General features: G+C 61.5%; 15 protein-coding genes. 8 read left to right on the top strand and 7 right to left on the bottom strand.

Annotated features, from left to right (window positions below; translation table 11 throughout):
* Positions 1–4: 4 nt before the first annotated feature.
* From dapF to lptM, 3 genes are read right to left on the bottom strand one after another with little or no spacing between them, the layout of a single operon-like run.
* A complete protein-coding gene (gene dapF, locus AB4N92_RS11230; RefSeq protein WP_010207451.1) occupies positions 5–835 on the bottom strand; it encodes a diaminopimelate epimerase in 831 nt (276 codons plus the stop codon).
* A 3-nt stretch (positions 836–838) separates the two neighbouring features.
* A complete protein-coding gene (lysA, locus tag AB4N92_RS11225) occupies positions 839–2,086 on the bottom strand; it encodes a diaminopimelate decarboxylase (protein ID WP_042570932.1) in 1,248 nt (415 codons plus the stop codon).
* Positions 2,087–2,095: 9 nt separating this feature from the next.
* The gene (gene lptM, locus AB4N92_RS11220) at positions 2,096–2,266 is read right to left on the bottom strand and encodes an LPS translocon maturation chaperone LptM (protein WP_010207449.1); all 171 of its coding nucleotides are present in this window, start codon (positions 2,264–2,266) and stop codon (positions 2,096–2,098) included.
* 238 nt (positions 2,267–2,504) lie between these two features.
* On the opposite strand from lptM, the gene cyaY reads away from it, so the two are divergent.
* The 3 genes from cyaY to rnk all read left to right on the top strand — a co-directional run bounded on the left by cyaY (position 2,505) and on the right by rnk (position 3,603).
* On the top strand, positions 2,505–2,837 hold the full coding sequence (gene cyaY, locus AB4N92_RS11215) for an iron donor protein CyaY (protein ID WP_010207448.1): 333 nt from the start codon (positions 2,505–2,507) through the stop codon (positions 2,835–2,837).
* Positions 2,838–2,839: 2 nt separating this feature from the next.
* Positions 2,840–3,058, top strand: coding sequence for a DUF1289 domain-containing protein (locus tag AB4N92_RS11210; protein ID WP_010207446.1), 219 nt, complete (start codon positions 2,840–2,842; stop codon positions 3,056–3,058).
* A gap of 131 nt (positions 3,059–3,189) precedes the next feature.
* The gene (gene rnk / locus AB4N92_RS11205; RefSeq protein WP_010207444.1) at positions 3,190–3,603 is read left to right on the top strand and encodes a nucleoside diphosphate kinase regulator; all 414 of its coding nucleotides are present in this window, start codon (positions 3,190–3,192) and stop codon (positions 3,601–3,603) included.
* Here rnk and AB4N92_RS11200 read toward each other — a convergent pair.
* The 3 genes from AB4N92_RS11200 to AB4N92_RS11190 all read right to left on the bottom strand — a co-directional run bounded on the left by AB4N92_RS11200 (position 3,600) and on the right by AB4N92_RS11190 (position 7,244).
* On the bottom strand, positions 3,600–6,440 hold the full coding sequence (locus tag AB4N92_RS11200) for a class I adenylate cyclase (protein WP_236266744.1): 2,841 nt from the start codon (positions 6,438–6,440) through the stop codon (positions 3,600–3,602). The genes rnk and AB4N92_RS11200 overlap by 4 nt on opposite strands.
* 168 nt (positions 6,441–6,608) lie before the next feature.
* On the bottom strand, positions 6,609–6,863 hold the full coding sequence (locus tag AB4N92_RS11195) for a TIGR02647 family protein (protein ID WP_010207442.1): 255 nt from the start codon (positions 6,861–6,863) through the stop codon (positions 6,609–6,611).
* 96 nt (positions 6,864–6,959) lie between these two features.
* Complete coding sequence (locus tag AB4N92_RS11190) at positions 6,960–7,244, bottom strand: hypothetical protein (RefSeq protein ID WP_010207441.1); 285 nt, start codon at positions 7,242–7,244, stop codon at positions 6,960–6,962.
* A 125-nt stretch (positions 7,245–7,369) separates the two neighbouring features.
* On the opposite strand from AB4N92_RS11190, the gene AB4N92_RS11185 reads away from it, so the two are divergent.
* Positions 7,370–8,029: a glutathione S-transferase family protein gene (locus AB4N92_RS11185; protein WP_010207440.1), complete on the top strand. Its 660-nt coding sequence runs from the start codon at positions 7,370–7,372 to the stop codon at positions 8,027–8,029.
* A 142-nt stretch (positions 8,030–8,171) separates the two neighbouring features.
* Here AB4N92_RS11185 and argH read toward each other — a convergent pair whose 3' ends face one another.
* Entirely contained in the window at positions 8,172–9,566 is a 1,395-nt protein-coding gene (gene argH, locus AB4N92_RS11180) for an argininosuccinate lyase (protein WP_236266743.1), read from the bottom strand.
* Between the two features lie 505 nt (positions 9,567–10,071).
* Here argH and AB4N92_RS11175 point away from each other — a divergent pair.
* The 4 genes from AB4N92_RS11175 (at position 10,072) to AB4N92_RS11160 (ending at position 13,784) form a co-directional block, all read left to right on the top strand.
* Positions 10,072–10,818: a LytR/AlgR family response regulator transcription factor gene (locus AB4N92_RS11175; protein WP_010207438.1), complete on the top strand. Its 747-nt coding sequence runs from the start codon at positions 10,072–10,074 to the stop codon at positions 10,816–10,818.
* A gap of 138 nt (positions 10,819–10,956) precedes the next feature.
* A complete protein-coding gene (gene hemC, locus AB4N92_RS11170; protein ID WP_010207437.1) occupies positions 10,957–11,898 on the top strand; it encodes a hydroxymethylbilane synthase in 942 nt (313 codons plus the stop codon).
* Entirely contained in the window at positions 11,895–12,653 is a 759-nt protein-coding gene (locus tag AB4N92_RS11165) for a uroporphyrinogen-III synthase (RefSeq protein ID WP_010207436.1), read from the top strand. Before hemC ends, AB4N92_RS11165 begins: the two co-directional genes overlap by 4 nt.
* A gap of 18 nt (positions 12,654–12,671) precedes the next feature.
* The gene (locus tag AB4N92_RS11160) at positions 12,672–13,784 is read left to right on the top strand and encodes a uroporphyrinogen-III C-methyltransferase (protein ID WP_010207435.1); all 1,113 of its coding nucleotides are present in this window, start codon (positions 12,672–12,674) and stop codon (positions 13,782–13,784) included.

The raw sequence follows: 13,784 nt of genomic DNA, 5'->3' as shown, positions 1-13,784 counted from the left end.
TCACTCATAGACGGACCTGTCCTTCGTATACGCGCGAGGCCGGCCCGGTCATCATCACCGGGTGGCCAGGGCCTGCCCACTCAATGGACAAGCGTCCACCGGGCAGGTCGATCAGCAGCGGCGAATCCATCCACCCCTGGCTGATCGCGGCCACGGCAGCGGCGCAAGCACCGGTGCCGCAGGCCTGGGTTTCGCCGGCGCCGCGTTCCCACACACGCAATTGCGCGCGGGTACGGTCGATCACCTGCAGGAAGCCCACGTTGACCCGTGCCGGAAAGCGCGGGTGGTGTTCGATCTTCGGCCCCAATTCATGCACGGGCGCGTTGTTGATGTCGTTGACCCGCAGCACGGCATGGGGGTTGCCCATGGACACGGCGGCGATCTCGACGGTCTTGCCGTCAACATCCAGTGCATAGCTGGCAGCTTGCTCGGGGGCCTGGAACGGAATGTCCGCCGGCACCAGGCGTGGCGCACCCATGTTGACGCTGATCTGGCCGTCACTGCGGATATCCAGTTCGATCACGCCGCTCTTGGTCTCGACACGGATCTGCCGCTTGGCGGTCAGGCGCTTGTCCAGCACAAAGCGCGCGAAGCAGCGCGCACCGTTACCGCACTGTTCCACTTCGGAACCGTCGGCGTTGAAGATCCGGTAACGGAAATCCACCTCCGGGTTGCTGGGAGCCTCGACGATCAGTAACTGGTCGAAACCAATGCCGGTGTGACGGTCGCCCCACTGTTTGGCGTGCTTGGGCAGGATGTGCGCGTGCTGGCTGACCAGGTCGAGGACCATGAAATCATTGCCCAGCCCGTGCATCTTGGTAAAACGCAGCAGCATGGCTTACTCCGGCAGCAGGCTTTCGCCAGCATACAACTCGGCTACCGTCTCGCGGCGACGCACTTCAAACGCTTGATCACCGTCCACCAGCACCTCGGCGGTACGCCCGCGGGTGTTGTAGTTGGAACTCATGACAAACCCGTAGGCACCGGCCGAATGAATGGCCAGCAGATCGCCTTCCTCCAGCGCGAGCTGACGATCCTTGGCCAGGAAGTCACCGGTCTCGCAGATCGGGCCGACGATGTCATAGGCGCGGGCTTTGCTTGCGCGAGGCGTCACGGCGGTGACATTCATCCAGGCCTGGTACAGCGCCGGGCGGATCAGGTCGTTCATCGCCGCATCGACGATGGCGAAATCCTTGTGCTCGGTGTGCTTGAGGTACTCGACCTGGGTCAGCAGCACGCCAGCGTTGGCGACGATATAGCGGCCAGGCTCGAACATCAGCGTCAGGTCGCGGCCTTCGATACGCTCGCGCACAGCCTTGATGTAGTCGGCAATCAGCGGCGGCTCTTCATCGCGATAACGCACGCCCACGCCGCCACCGAGGTCGATGTGGTGCAGGTAGATGCCGCATTCGCCGAGACGGTCGATCAGCGCCAGCAGGCGATCGAGCGCATCCAGGAATGGCGGCAGCGTGGTCAGTTGCGAGCCGATATGGCAGTCGACGCCCAGTACTTCCAGGTTCGGCAGTTGGGCGGCGCGGATGTACACATCCTCGGCGTCGGCAATAGCGATGCCGAACTTGTTCTCTTTGAGACCGGTGGAGATGTATGGGTGGGTCCCGGCATCGACGTCCGGATTGACGCGCAGGGAGATCGGCGCACGCACGCCCATCTCGGCGGCCACGACCTGCAGGCGCTCCAGCTCGTCGGTGGATTCGATATTGAAGCAGTGCACGCCGACTTCCAGGGCGCGACGCATGTCTTCGCGGGTCTTGCCGACGCCGGAGAACACGATCTTTTCAGCCTTGCCGCCAGCGGCCAGCACACGTTCCAGCTCGCCACGGGAGACGATGTCGAAACCAGCGCCCAATCGCGCCAGGACATTCAGTACGCCGAGGTTGGAGTTGGCCTTGACCGCGTAGCACACCAGGTGCGACACGCCGTCGAGGGCGTCGGTGAACGAGCGGTACTGGGCTTCGATATGCGCACGCGAATACACATAGGTCGGGGTGCCAAAGCGCTGGGCTATCGCGGACAACGCCACGCCTTCCGCGAACAGCTCGCCGTCCCGGTAGTTAAAAGCGTCCATGGAGTACCCTTATTCGTAGGTGTCGTGCTTATGCGCTTTGGATGGTTTTTGCGACGATTGCGCCTGTTCATTCGGGTCTTTGCTGTCATCGGGCAGGTACAGCGGGCCTTTTTGACCACAGGCACTAACGAGGCAAGCGACCGCGACGAGCGCAGCAAGGGAAGAGATCAGGCGCTTCATGGCGAAATCCTTGAATATGCATTAATTGCGCCCGAGTATACCGACCACCCGCCAGCTTGCCTATGCGCTGGAATACCCGTCCGGCGGGGGTTTGCCGAGAGAGTCAGGAAGCGGACTACGCTGCTTGAGGATTTTTCACACCGTCAATCGTGTTGAAATCGGTATCCTTTGCAATCGGCGGGGCTCGCCCGTATCGTGCGGCGCTTGAGCAAAACCAGACACTTTTGAGGTTGCCACAATGAGTTTGACCGAAGCCCGTTTTCACGACCTGGTGGATTCGACCCAGCAGGCGTTGGAGGATATTTTCGACGACAGCGGCCTGGACGTGGACCTGGAAAACTCGGCCGGCGTGCTGACCGTCAAGTTCGAGAATGGCACTCAACTGATCTTCAGTCGCCAGGAGCCTTTGCGTCAGCTGTGGCTGGCTGCACGTTCCGGTGGTTTTCACTTCGATTACAACGAAGAAGACAACAATTGGCAGTGCGACACCAGCGATGAGCTGCTCAGTGAAATGCTCGCGCGGCTGGTTCTGGAACAAGCCGGCGCCGAGCTGGATTTTGACGAGATCTGACCGTGACCCAGCCTGCACCTGTCCGCCCGCCGAAACCGTTGTTCAGTAATGTCAGCCCGGCGGTGCCGTCACCTTGTATCAGTTTGTGTCGTCTGGACGAGCAGAAAGTCTGCCTCGGGTGCTTCCGGCACGTGGAAGATATCCGCGAATGGCGCTCTGCCGACGACGCGCGGCGCCGACTGATCTGCGCGGAAGCCGAGCAGCGCAGGGCGCGCGCCTGAGGCCGTCTTGTTTATTTGTGACGCTGTGGTAGTGTCCGGGTACGCCTCAACTCATCGAGGCCCGTGAGAACCCCGCCTTTTCCTGGCGGGGTTTTGCTTTTTTGTGCAGAAAAAAGGAGTCTGCCTGAATCATGACCACCGCACCGTCCATCATCCTCACCCGTCTTGACGTGCAGCGTCTGGAGCAACTGATCGACCGCCTGGGCGACGAATCTCCCGGCGTCGAAGCGTTGCAAGCCGAACTCGACCGCGCCGAAGACGTGGTTGGTCACGATGAAGTGCCTGCGGGTGTCGTGACCATGAACTCCAGCGTGCATTGCCGTGAGCAAGGCAGCGGCAAGGACTACCACCTGACCCTGGTCTACCCGAAAGACGCGAACGCCGACGAAGGCAAGATTTCGATCCTGGCACCCGTGGGCAGCGCGTTGCTCGGCCTGCAAGTTGGCCAGCACATCGACTGGCCGGCACCGGGTGGCAAGACCCTCAAGCTGGAATTGCTCAGTGTTGAAGGGCAGCCTAAAGACGGCGGCGCCTTCCCTCTCTAAATCTGGCTCAGTGCCTCGTTGAGCGACAGCTCAAGTTCGGCCTTGTAACGCAGGTACAGGTTGCTTGGGCTTTGCACATCGCCGAGCAGGCCGGACAGATCCAGGTCCGTTATGTAGCAGCGGTAACGCTCGGTCTCCCGGCGTTGCCCGACGATTTCCTGGGCGACCACTGCAAACAGCTGGTCGCCAAATTCCAGTTCGGAAAACTCCCGCTGATTGCAGTACAGCGTGATACCTACCTGGCCCTGCGCTGCCTTGCCGATAATTGCCTGCACGTCATAAAACGGTTTGTTCGTCGGGTTCAGCGGCGCTGGCCGAGGTTCGATGCCGCGTGCGCGACCACTGACCGACGGCAATAGCTGGTAATACAAGACCTGTACCGCGCCCAGCGGCTCTTGCGGGTCCAGCGGGGACAATGCGTCCCGGCGATAAATGATCGACTGCAAGAAACGCTGCAACGGCGCCAACAGACTCTGTTCATCGTGAAACGGCAAGCGCTGCTGCCAAAGCGCGTTGAATTCATCCAGCACATACAGCTCGGCAAAACCCTCGTTGACGCGGTAGAACACCTGCACGCAATCGGCCATGCCCATCGGCAGCAACACTGCCAGATCGTGGTCTTCCAAGGCCATGGCGTCCAGGTGCAAAGGGCTGTAGCTGGCCAGTTCTTCGCTGAGGTAGGCGACCAGCGCATCCTGGGTCGCCAGTGATACATGGTTGGCTTGGCCCGGCATCAGTTCCATGACGTGATAGTGCTGCTGCACCTGGAGCACATAGCGGTGATTACCCTGGCTGAGCAGCAGGTTCTGCGCGGTGTCGAAGATCTCTTCCACGCGCTGGGCAATGAATTGCGCGCGGTTGTGACAGAAGCAGCGCACTCGCAGGCGTGGCAGATGGTCGGGAGGCAACTGGTTGAGGTAGTCGCGCAGGCAGTCGAGCAACGCGTGGGGGCCGTCGTAGCGGCTGACCATCACCTCGTTCCAGCTGTTGAGCGTGACCTGGTCCAGGGTCAGCACCAGGTTGTCGCGCACACCGGCGTAACTCAGGGAGTCGGTGCGCTCGGTGGTCATCAGGATATTCAGGTCGCGATGGTGCTTGAGCGGGTCGACGCCGACGTTGATCAGCAACAACACTTCTTCGGGCACTGCCGAGCGCAGCAGGCGTTGTTCATCCACGCTGGTCAAGGGCAGGTCGATGGTCTGTTGCAGGCTGCCCAGCAGGTTGAACAGCTCGAATTCAGTCATGTCACTGGTGCCAGGGTGCAAGGCCAGGCGCGTGCTGCTGTCGATCACGCCGTTGCGATGGCACCAGGTGAGCATCTCCAGCAGGTCGCGACTGCGCTTGATCGGCGCGAAGTGCTCCCATTCCAGGGCCGTCAGGTTACCGTTGTACAGGCCCCAATGATGCTGGCCCGGCTCCTTGCGGTTGGGCGATTGCACCAGGGTCAGGGTGTCTTCGGCCAGGTCCGGGGCGATGCCGGGGTTGATGAACTCGACTTTGCCGGCCTTGCGCTCGAACGCGGCGTACAAGCGCCGCCCCAGTACGTTGAGGTCGCGCTTGTTGATCAGGCTAACGGTCTGTTCGGTGCGGGCGAACTGGGTCAGGAAGCGATAACTGTAATTGAGCTCGCTGACCAGCGCCCGCCGCTCGGAAGCGACCTGGCGTACCTTCCATTGGCTGCGACTGTCCAGCAGCGCCAATTGGCGCTGGTCCCAGCCCCATTCGTGGGCCAGGCGCTCCAGCAGCAGCCGTTGCCAGCTGGTGGTGCGCTGGCTGGCGCTGAGCTTGCGGTTGACCTTCAGGTACAGCGCGCGCCGCACCAGCTCCAGGCGCTCGGGTTCGTTGCGGGCCTTGAGGTATTCCTCGATGCGGCGGTACACCACGATGTACGGGTCCAGCTCATCCAGGTCCATTTGGTTGGCGAACACTGCACGCTTGAAGCGCAGGCTCAAGCAATGCACGTTCGGGTGTTCGCTGGCGTAGACCTCGGTCAGCAGCAGCTTGAGCACGGATTTGTAAGGCGACTCGATGCCCTTGAACAGCTGCCACAGCCCGGCGCCGATGAATTCGCCTGGGGGGATGCGCGCCAGGTGGCCGAGGTCGAGGGTTTCATCGGCGCGGATGAAACGTTTGGAAATCAGCGTGTGGGTGAACTCGGCATACCGGGTCTCTTCATACACCGGTACCAGCCACCAGATCGGCGTGCGCCCGGCCAGCCAGATGGCGGTGCGGTAGAACTCATCCAGCAACAGGTAATGCTGGGTGGTGCCGCAGTCGTCGGAGCTCAGCTGCGTGTCGCGCTCACCGAGGACAAAGCGCGTCGGCTCGATCAGAAAGAAGTGTGCCTCGGCGCCCATGGTCAGGGCCCAGGCTTCCAGCAACTGGCATTTCTTGCGCAGTTCGGCCAGTTCAGTCTCGCTCAGGTCCGCGGCGTGACACACCCACACGTCCATGTCGCTCTGGTCGGCCTGGGCCAGGGTACCCAGGCTGCCCATCAGGAACAGGCCGAGGATCGGTCGCGGCGGGTTGCCATGGCGTGGCTTGTAGGAGAACGAGCGGGTCAGGCGCTGGGTTTCGGTGAGGGCTTGGGCGTCCGGTTCGTAATTCGACAGGCCTGCCGGCGTACTGCCCGACACATAGCCAGGCAGCAGCGGATGGTTAACGTGGAAAAACAGCGGCAACAGGTTCAGCACGCTTTGCTGGCGCGGCGTCAGCCCCTCGATGGCCCGGGCCATGCGGCCTTCATTGAGGGCCATGAACCGCGCGCGCAGCTGGGCCAGCACCTTGCGGTCGATGCCTTCGTCCAGGTCGGGGCGGATTTCATGGGTGCGGGTCATGTCGAACTCGGTGGCTCGCAGGGCCCGACGTGGGCGGCCGTGTAGGAGTTTACAGCCAGTAGCGTAGGAGGTTTAGAGGGAAATGGATTTTGACGTCAGAATTTTCGCACTTGCACAGCAACGCCCTCGGAATCCGCACATAGCGGACTCCATGGGCGGTATCCGGTATCAGGCGGCTTCTTTGGTCGTGGCAGTGGTCAAGATCGTCAGCAGGGTCTGGGCCTGCTCTGCGGCGTCCCGGCCAAGGCTGGTCAGGTAGCCTCCGTCCGGCTGGTCGATCAGCCCTTTCGCGTGGAGGCGCTTGGCAGCGGCGATGGCGGTAGGCGCGGCGGTCTGGTGGACTTTCAGACCTTCTTTGGTGCTGTCCAATGGGAAGAGTACAAGGATTTCCAGTTCGGCAACCAACTCAGGGGTATACGACATAAGGACTCCAGACTTTCTAAGAATTTATTAGAGGCTAGCAGGCCATAAGGTGAACGCACTTTGCCGAACTGTCCAGTGTGTTGCCGCGTGTTGGATTTATTGCTTTTCGGGTGGCAACTCCGGCAGGGCGCGCAGTGCAGTTTCATACCATTCGGTATTGAAGGCGCGGTCTTCTTCCAGCAGCGCATCGATCTCGACAGCCAGCACGTGGGCCATCAGCTGGAGGATCTCTTCACGCTCGTAACCGACCAGGGTCAGCTTGTTGAAGGTGGCCTTGGCAGCCGGTGGGTTTTCGCTTTCGATCTGGTTCTCGATCGCTTCGATCAGGGTGGTTTCGGCGAATTCTTCTTCGTCGTTGTCGATATCGGTCGGCTCGCTCATGGCAGGCTCCTCAAGGAAAGGGCGTCAGTCTACCCCCATTCAGGCAGGTGATGCTGCTGGTCAGGGCGGGCGCCGGGATCTATAACAGTTGCAGCCAACCCCTTTCCCGGCCTGGAGGCACAGACATGCTCAAGCTCTACGGATTCTCGGTCAGTAACTACTACAACATGGTCAAGCTGGCGCTGTTGGAAAAAGGGCTGCCTTTCGAAGAGGTGCCTTTTTACGCCGGCCAAACCCCTGAAGCCCTGGCCGTGAGCCCGCGAGGCAAGGTGCCGGTGCTGGGCGTCAAGCAGGGTTTTATCAACGAAACCAGCGTGATCCTCGAGTACATCGAGCATACCCAGGAAGGGCCCGCACTGCTGCCGGCCGAGCCGTTCCAGCGTGCTCAGGTATTGGCGTTGTGCCGGGAAATCGAGCTGTACATCGAACTGCCTGCTCGCGCCTGTTTCGCCGAGGCATTTTTTGGCATGCCGGTGCCGGATGCGATCAAAGAGAAGTCCAAGGCCGAGTTGCTGTTGGGTTTCGGGTCGTTGGGCAGGCACGGCAAGTTCGCACCCTATGTGGCGGGTGAGAGTTTCACCATTGCCGATCTGTATTTCATGTACAGCGTGAACCTCGCCTGCGCGGTGGGCGAGAAGCTGTTTGGCCTGGATCTACTGGCTGAAATGCCGGCGGCCAAGGCGTTGCTGGAAAGGTTGCACGCCATGCCCAACGCTCAGAAAGTGGCGGCGGACAGGGAGGCAGCGATGCCGGCCTTTATGGCGATGCTAGCGGCAAAAAAATAATAACGACGAGCGCCGCTCAAAATGTGGGAGCGGGCTTGCTCGCGAAGGCGGTGGATCAGTCAACACATTGATGACTAGTCCACCGCTTTCGCGAGCAAGCCCGCTCCCGCAGGGTTGACCGCGTTGCAGCAGAAACCGCGGTCTAGCGGCTGGCGAGCAGGGCCTGGCCGCGCGCGACGGCTGCCTTCACCTGCGCCGGCGCAGTACCGCCCACGTGGTTACGGGCATTCACCGAGCCTTCCAGGGTCAGCACGGCAAACACGTCCTGTTCGATCTGGTCGCTGAACTGGCGCAGTTCTTCCAGGCTCATTTCCGCCAGGTCCTTGCCAGTGTCCACGCCGTACTTAACCGCGTGGCCGACGATTTCGTGGCAGTCGCGGAACGGCAGGCCACGGCGTACCAGGTAGTCCGCCAGGTCAGTCGCAGTAGAGAACCCGCGCAGCGCCGCTTCACGCATGATCGCGTGCTTGGGCTTGATCGCCGGAATCATGTCGGCAAAGGCGCGCAGTGAGTCGCGCAGGGTGTCGGCGGCGTCGAACAGCGGTTCCTTGTCTTCCTGATTGTCCTTGTTGTAGGCCAGGGGTTGGCCTTTCATCAGGGTCAGCAGGCCCATCAAGGCGCCGAACACGCGGCCGCTCTTGCCACGCACCAGCTCGGGTACGTCGGGGTTTTTCTTTTGCGGCATGATCGAGCTGCCGGTGCAGAAACGGTCTGGCAGGTCGATGAACTGGAATTGCGCGCTGGTCCACAGCACCAGCTCTTCGGAGAAGCGCGACAGGTGCATCATCGCGATGCTGGCAGCGGCGCAGAACTCGATAGCGAAGTCACGGTCCGACACGCCATCCAGGGAGTTGCCGCCCACGGCGTCGAAGCCCAGCAACTGCGCGGTGTATTCGCGGTCGATCGGGTAAGTGGTGCCGGCCAGCGCGGCGCTGCCCAATGGCATGCGGTTGGCGCGCTTGCGGCAATCGACCAGGCGCTCGTAATCGCGGCTGAGCATTTCGAACCAGGCCAGCAGGTGGTGGCCGAAGGTCACAGGCTGCGCGGTCTGCAGGTGAGTGAAGCCCGGCATGATGGTGTCGGATTCACGCTCGGCCTGTTCCAGCAGGCCTTTTTGCAGGCGGGTGATTTCGCCCAGTATCAGGTCGATTTCATCACGCAGCCACAGGCGGATATCCGTGGCCACCTGGTCGTTACGGCTACGGCCGGTGTGCAACTTCTTGCCGGTCACACCGATGCGGTCGGTGAGGCGGGCCTCAATGTTCATGTGCACATCTTCCAGGTCGACGCGCCAGTCGAACGTGCCAGCTTCGATCTCGCCACGAATGGTGGTCAGGCCGTCGATGATGCTGTCGCGCTCGGCGTCGGTCAGCACGCCGACCTTGGCCAGCATCATCGCGTGGGCGATGGAGCCCATGATGTCGTGGCGGTACAGGCGCTGGTCGAAGGTGACGGAGGCGGTGAAGCGGGCGACGAAGGCGTCGACGGGTTCACTGAAGCGGCCGCCCCAGGACTGGTTGGTCTTGTCGGTGCTCATGGATTCGCTCGTGATCTGCTTAGTAAAGAGGCATGGAAGTGTGCCAGCGATAATAACAGGGTTGCCCGTGGACGCGGTGCTGCGGGTTGTCGGCATTTTTATTTGTGCAAAGGATGGCTAAGTGCCTTGCCGCCGAACGCGTCCAGGACGAGACTGGGTACAGGTACTTGTTGAAACGATATTTGACGATTGAGCAATGTCGTCTCAGTGAGCGTCTACAGTTGGACTGATAGTGTGTGAATGCACCAAAGTCGGGTGATGCGGTCAGAGCCCAGACTATCCATTTAAAAAGGGGGGTATTCGGATTGTGTATCAGCAAACCCTACGACGATGCCCGAAGGCAGCAGGTCTTGGGCGCTATTGAACAGGTCCGGGTAAATATGGGTGCCACTCTCAGGGCACTTTTTGCCGCTCGCGCTAGTCTTAGCGTGGATCGCTGTGACGCAAGTCACCGCACCTGTCTACGCTATCCTTGTGCGAGACTCACGCAGGAATCCAGCGCAATATGAATGTCCTGATCGTTGATGACGAACCCCAAGCCCGCGAGCGACTGAGCCGTTTGGTCAGTGATCTCGAGGGTTATGCAGTACTAGAGCCGAGCGCCACCACGGGCGAAGAGGCGTTGACGCTGATCGACAGCCTCAAGCCGGATGTGGTGTTGCTCGATATCCGTATGCCGGGCCTCGATGGCCTGCAAGTGGCCGCCCGGCTGAGCGAGCGAGAGTCGCCACCCGCCTTGGTATTTTGCGCAGCAGGCGATGAGTTTTCTGCGGAGACGCTGGAAGCCAGCGGAGTCAGCTTCCTCACCAAACCGGTGGCTGGCGAAGCGTTGCTCAAGGCCTTGAAAAAGGCTGAGCGCCCAACCCGCGTCCAACTCGCTGCCCTGACTCAGCCTGCTGCCCAGAGTGGTAATGGGCCGCGCAGCCATATCAGCGCCCGTACCCGTAAAGGTATCGAGCTGATCCCCTTGGGCGAGGTGGTCTACTTTATCGCCGATCACAAGTATGTGACCCTGCGCCACCAGGGCGGCGAAGTGCTGCTCGATGAACCGCTCAAGGCGCTTGAGGATGAATTTGGCGACCGCTTCGTGCGTATCCACCGCAATGCGCTGGTGGCTCGCGAGCGGATCGAACGCCTCCAACGCACGCCGCTTGGGCACTTTCAGCTGTTCCTCAAAGGCCTTAATGGCGACGCGCTGATCGTCAGCCGACGGCATGTGGCCGGTGTGCGCAAGATGATGCAGCAGCTTTAGCCCGAGGGCTGTGGCCAGGCCTGTAACCCATATCCCGGTGCGACGCGGCCAGGGAGGCCCCGCACTTGCTGATTCAAATCAAAGCGTATTTGCCTGAGCTGTTATTATCTGCCGTATCTATTCAGTACGGATTGATCCATGTCCTCTCGCGAAATCCGCATCGCCACCCGTAAAAGCGCCTTGGCCTTATGGCAGGCCGAATACGTCAAAGCTCGCCTGGAACAGGCTCACCCTGGTCTCAAGGTGTCCCTGGTGCCTATGGTCAGTCGCGGCGACAAGCTGCTCGACTCGCCACTGTCGAAGATCGGCGGCAAGGGTTTGTTCGTCAAGGAGCTGGAAACCGCGCTGTTGGAAAACGAAGCCGACATCGCTGTGCATTCGATGAAAGACGTGCCCATGGACTTCCCTGAAGGCCTGGGCCTGTTTTGCATCTGCGAGCGCGAAGACCCGCGTGATGCCTTTGTTTCCAACACCTACGCCTCCTTGGACGCATTGCCTTTGGGCAGTATCGTCGGTACGTCGAGCCTGCGTCGCCAGGCTCAGCTGTTGACTCGCCGGCCGGACTTGCAGATCCGCTTTCTACGCGGCAACGTCAACACTCGCCTGGCCAAGCTGGATGCCGGTGAATATGACGCGATCATCCTCGCAGCGGCCGGCCTGATTCGCCTGGGTTTCGAAGACCGCATCACTTCGGCCATCAGCGTCGAGGACAGCCTGCCAGCCGGAGGGCAGGGCGCCGTTGGCATTGAATGCCGCACCGCCGACAGTGAAATCCACGCCCTGCTCAAACCCCTGGATCACCCTGACACCGAAATACGCGTGACGGCTGAACGAGCCTTGAACAAGCACCTCAACGGTGGCTGCCAGGTGCCGATCGCCTGCTACGCCGTGCTCGAAGGTGAACACTTGTGGTTGCGTGGCCTGGTGGGCGACCCGGAAGGCGGCACACTGCTGACCGCCGAGGCGCGTGGACCACAGCGTGACGCCACGGCCTTGGGTATCCAGGTGGCCGAGGAGCTGTTGGACAAGGGTGCGGGTGCCATCCTGCAAAAGGTCTACGGCGAGGCTGGCGCGCAGTGACCGAATGGCGCGTGCTGCTGACGCGGCCTGCCGAGGAGTCGAGGGCGCTTGCGGCCTCGTTGGCCGACGCCGGTATTTTCAGCAGCAGCCTGCCTTTACTGGATATCGAGCCGCTCCCCGTTACGCCTGAACAGCAGGCCGTCTTCCATGACCTGGGTCGCTACTGTGCGGTGATCGTGGTCAGCAAGCCTGCAGCGCGCCTTGCAGTTGCGCAGCTGGATCGAACCTGGCCGCAGTTGCCATGGTTCAGTGTCGGCGCTGCCACCGCGCAGGTATTGGCCGCACAGGGGCTGAATGTTAAGTATCCGCCTACTGGCGACGACAGTGAGGCCTTGCTTCAATTGCCTGCGTTGCGCGAGGCTATCGCCCGCCCGGATGCCCGGGTGTTGATCCTGCGCGGCGAGGGCGGTCGGGAGCTGCTGGCGGAGCGCTTGCGCGAACAAGGTGCTAGTGTCGACTATCTGGAGTTGTATCGCCGTTTCCTACCGGCCTACAAGGCCGGGGCATTGATACAACGCATCCAGTTGGAACGCTTGAACGGCCTGGTGGTCAGCAGTGGGCAGGGTTTTTTACACCTGCAAGCCCTGGCCGGAGCCGATTGGCCCCAGGTGGCCCAGCTGCCGTTGTTCGTGCCAAGCCCCCGTGTCCAAGAGATGGCGCGGGTCGCTGGCGCAGAAAAAGTTGTGGATTGTCGCGGTGCGAGTGCCGCGGCTTTGTTAGTGGCGATACGGAGTTATCCCGTTCCCACTCTCTGAAACGCAAAGGACGGATACGTGAGCGAAACAGCCTTGCCTAAAGATGAAACCCAACCCGCACTTGATGCGCCGGTTGAGTCACCGGTTACCGCGCCGCGTCGCGGCAATGGCCTGGCAATCGTCGCCCTGCTGCTCGGCGTAGCGGGTGTTGCCGCCGGCGGTTGGGGCGTCTGGCAGGTCCGCGCGCTGCAAGCCAGCAGCCAGCAGCAGCTGGGCCAGGTGCAGACCCTCGATGACCAATCCCAGTCCCTCAAGCAAAGCCAGCAACAACTGGCTGCGCGGCTGGCGCAGTTGCCGGGTGCTGATGAGCTGGAGGAGCGCCGTCGCCTGGTGGCCCAGTTGCAGGGTGACCAACAGCGTTTGAGTCAGCGTCTGGAAACCGTGCTGGGGTCCAGTCGTAAAGACTGGCGCCTGGCTGAGGCGGAACACCTGATTCGCCTGGCGAGCCTGCGCCTTTCTGCCCTGCAAGACATCAACAGCGCCCAGGCGTTGGTCCAGGGGGCCGACGAGATTCTTCGCGAGCAAAGCGATCCGGGCGCCTACGCTGCTCGCGAGCAATTGGCCAAGAGCCTTGCCGCGCTGCGCAGCACCGAGCAGCCGGACCGTACCGGGCTGTACCTGCAATTGGCGGCCTTGCGCGACCAGGTCGTGCAACTGGCCGCCATTGCCCCTGAGTATCAACTCACCGAACCTGCTTCCGATGGACGCCCGACTACCGATACGGAAAGCCGCTGGAGCCAGTGGTGGGAGCAGATTTCCCGTTACTTCCGCATTGACTTCAACCCGGATGACAACATCCGTCCGCTGCTGGCTGGGCAAGGCTTGAATCAGGTGCGCCTGGCCCTGAGCCTGGCGCTGGAGCAGGCGCAATGGGCAGCGCTCAACGGTGAGTCGGCGGTCTACAGCCGCTCCCTGGGCGAGGCGCGCAGCGTGTTGCAAGATAATTTCAACCAGGACAACCCGCAAAGCCAGGCGATGCTGGCGCGCATCGCCGAGCTTGAGCCCAAGGCGGTGTCGGTGGTGACGCCGGACCTGGCCGCGAGCCTCGCTGCCGTGCAGGCATACCTTGAGCGTCGTCACTTGTCTGCCGACGAAGCCAAGGCGGCGGCCACGCCGGCGAAGCAGGAGTAG

This window comes from Pseudomonas sp. S3_A09 (assembly GCF_054668065.1).
The sequence above is the reverse complement of the archived record's forward strand: the minus strand, read 5'-3'. Positions and strand labels throughout refer to the sequence as shown.

Bases quoted from the DNA above. Each gene is read 5' to 3' on its own strand.
- rnk (WP_010207444.1), top strand. From the start codon at position 3,190: ATGACCACCGCACCGTCCATCATCCTCACCCGTCTTGACGTGCAGCGT.
- AB4N92_RS11190 (WP_010207441.1), bottom strand. From the start codon at position 7,244: ATGAGCGAGCCGACCGATATCGACAACGACGAAGAAGAATTCGCCGAA.
- cyaY (WP_010207448.1), top strand. From the start codon at position 2,505: ATGAGTTTGACCGAAGCCCGTTTTCACGACCTGGTGGATTCGACCCAG.
- lptM (WP_010207449.1), bottom strand. From the start codon at position 2,266: ATGAAGCGCCTGATCTCTTCCCTTGCTGCGCTCGTCGCGGTCGCTTGC.
- AB4N92_RS11200 (WP_236266744.1), bottom strand. From the start codon at position 6,440: ATGACCCGCACCCATGAAATCCGCCCCGACCTGGACGAAGGCATCGAC.
- AB4N92_RS11185 (WP_010207440.1), top strand. From the start codon at position 7,370: ATGCTCAAGCTCTACGGATTCTCGGTCAGTAACTACTACAACATGGTC.
- AB4N92_RS11175 (WP_010207438.1), top strand. From the start codon at position 10,072: ATGAATGTCCTGATCGTTGATGACGAACCCCAAGCCCGCGAGCGACTG.
- lysA (WP_042570932.1), bottom strand. From the start codon at position 2,086: ATGGACGCTTTTAACTACCGGGACGGCGAGCTGTTCGCGGAAGGCGTG.
- AB4N92_RS11195 (WP_010207442.1), bottom strand. From the start codon at position 6,863: ATGTCGTATACCCCTGAGTTGGTTGCCGAACTGGAAATCCTTGTACTC.
- dapF (WP_010207451.1), bottom strand. From the start codon at position 835: ATGCTGCTGCGTTTTACCAAGATGCACGGGCTGGGCAATGATTTCATG.
- argH (WP_236266743.1), bottom strand. From the start codon at position 9,566: ATGAGCACCGACAAGACCAACCAGTCCTGGGGCGGCCGCTTCAGTGAA.
- hemC (WP_010207437.1), top strand. From the start codon at position 10,957: ATGTCCTCTCGCGAAATCCGCATCGCCACCCGTAAAAGCGCCTTGGCC.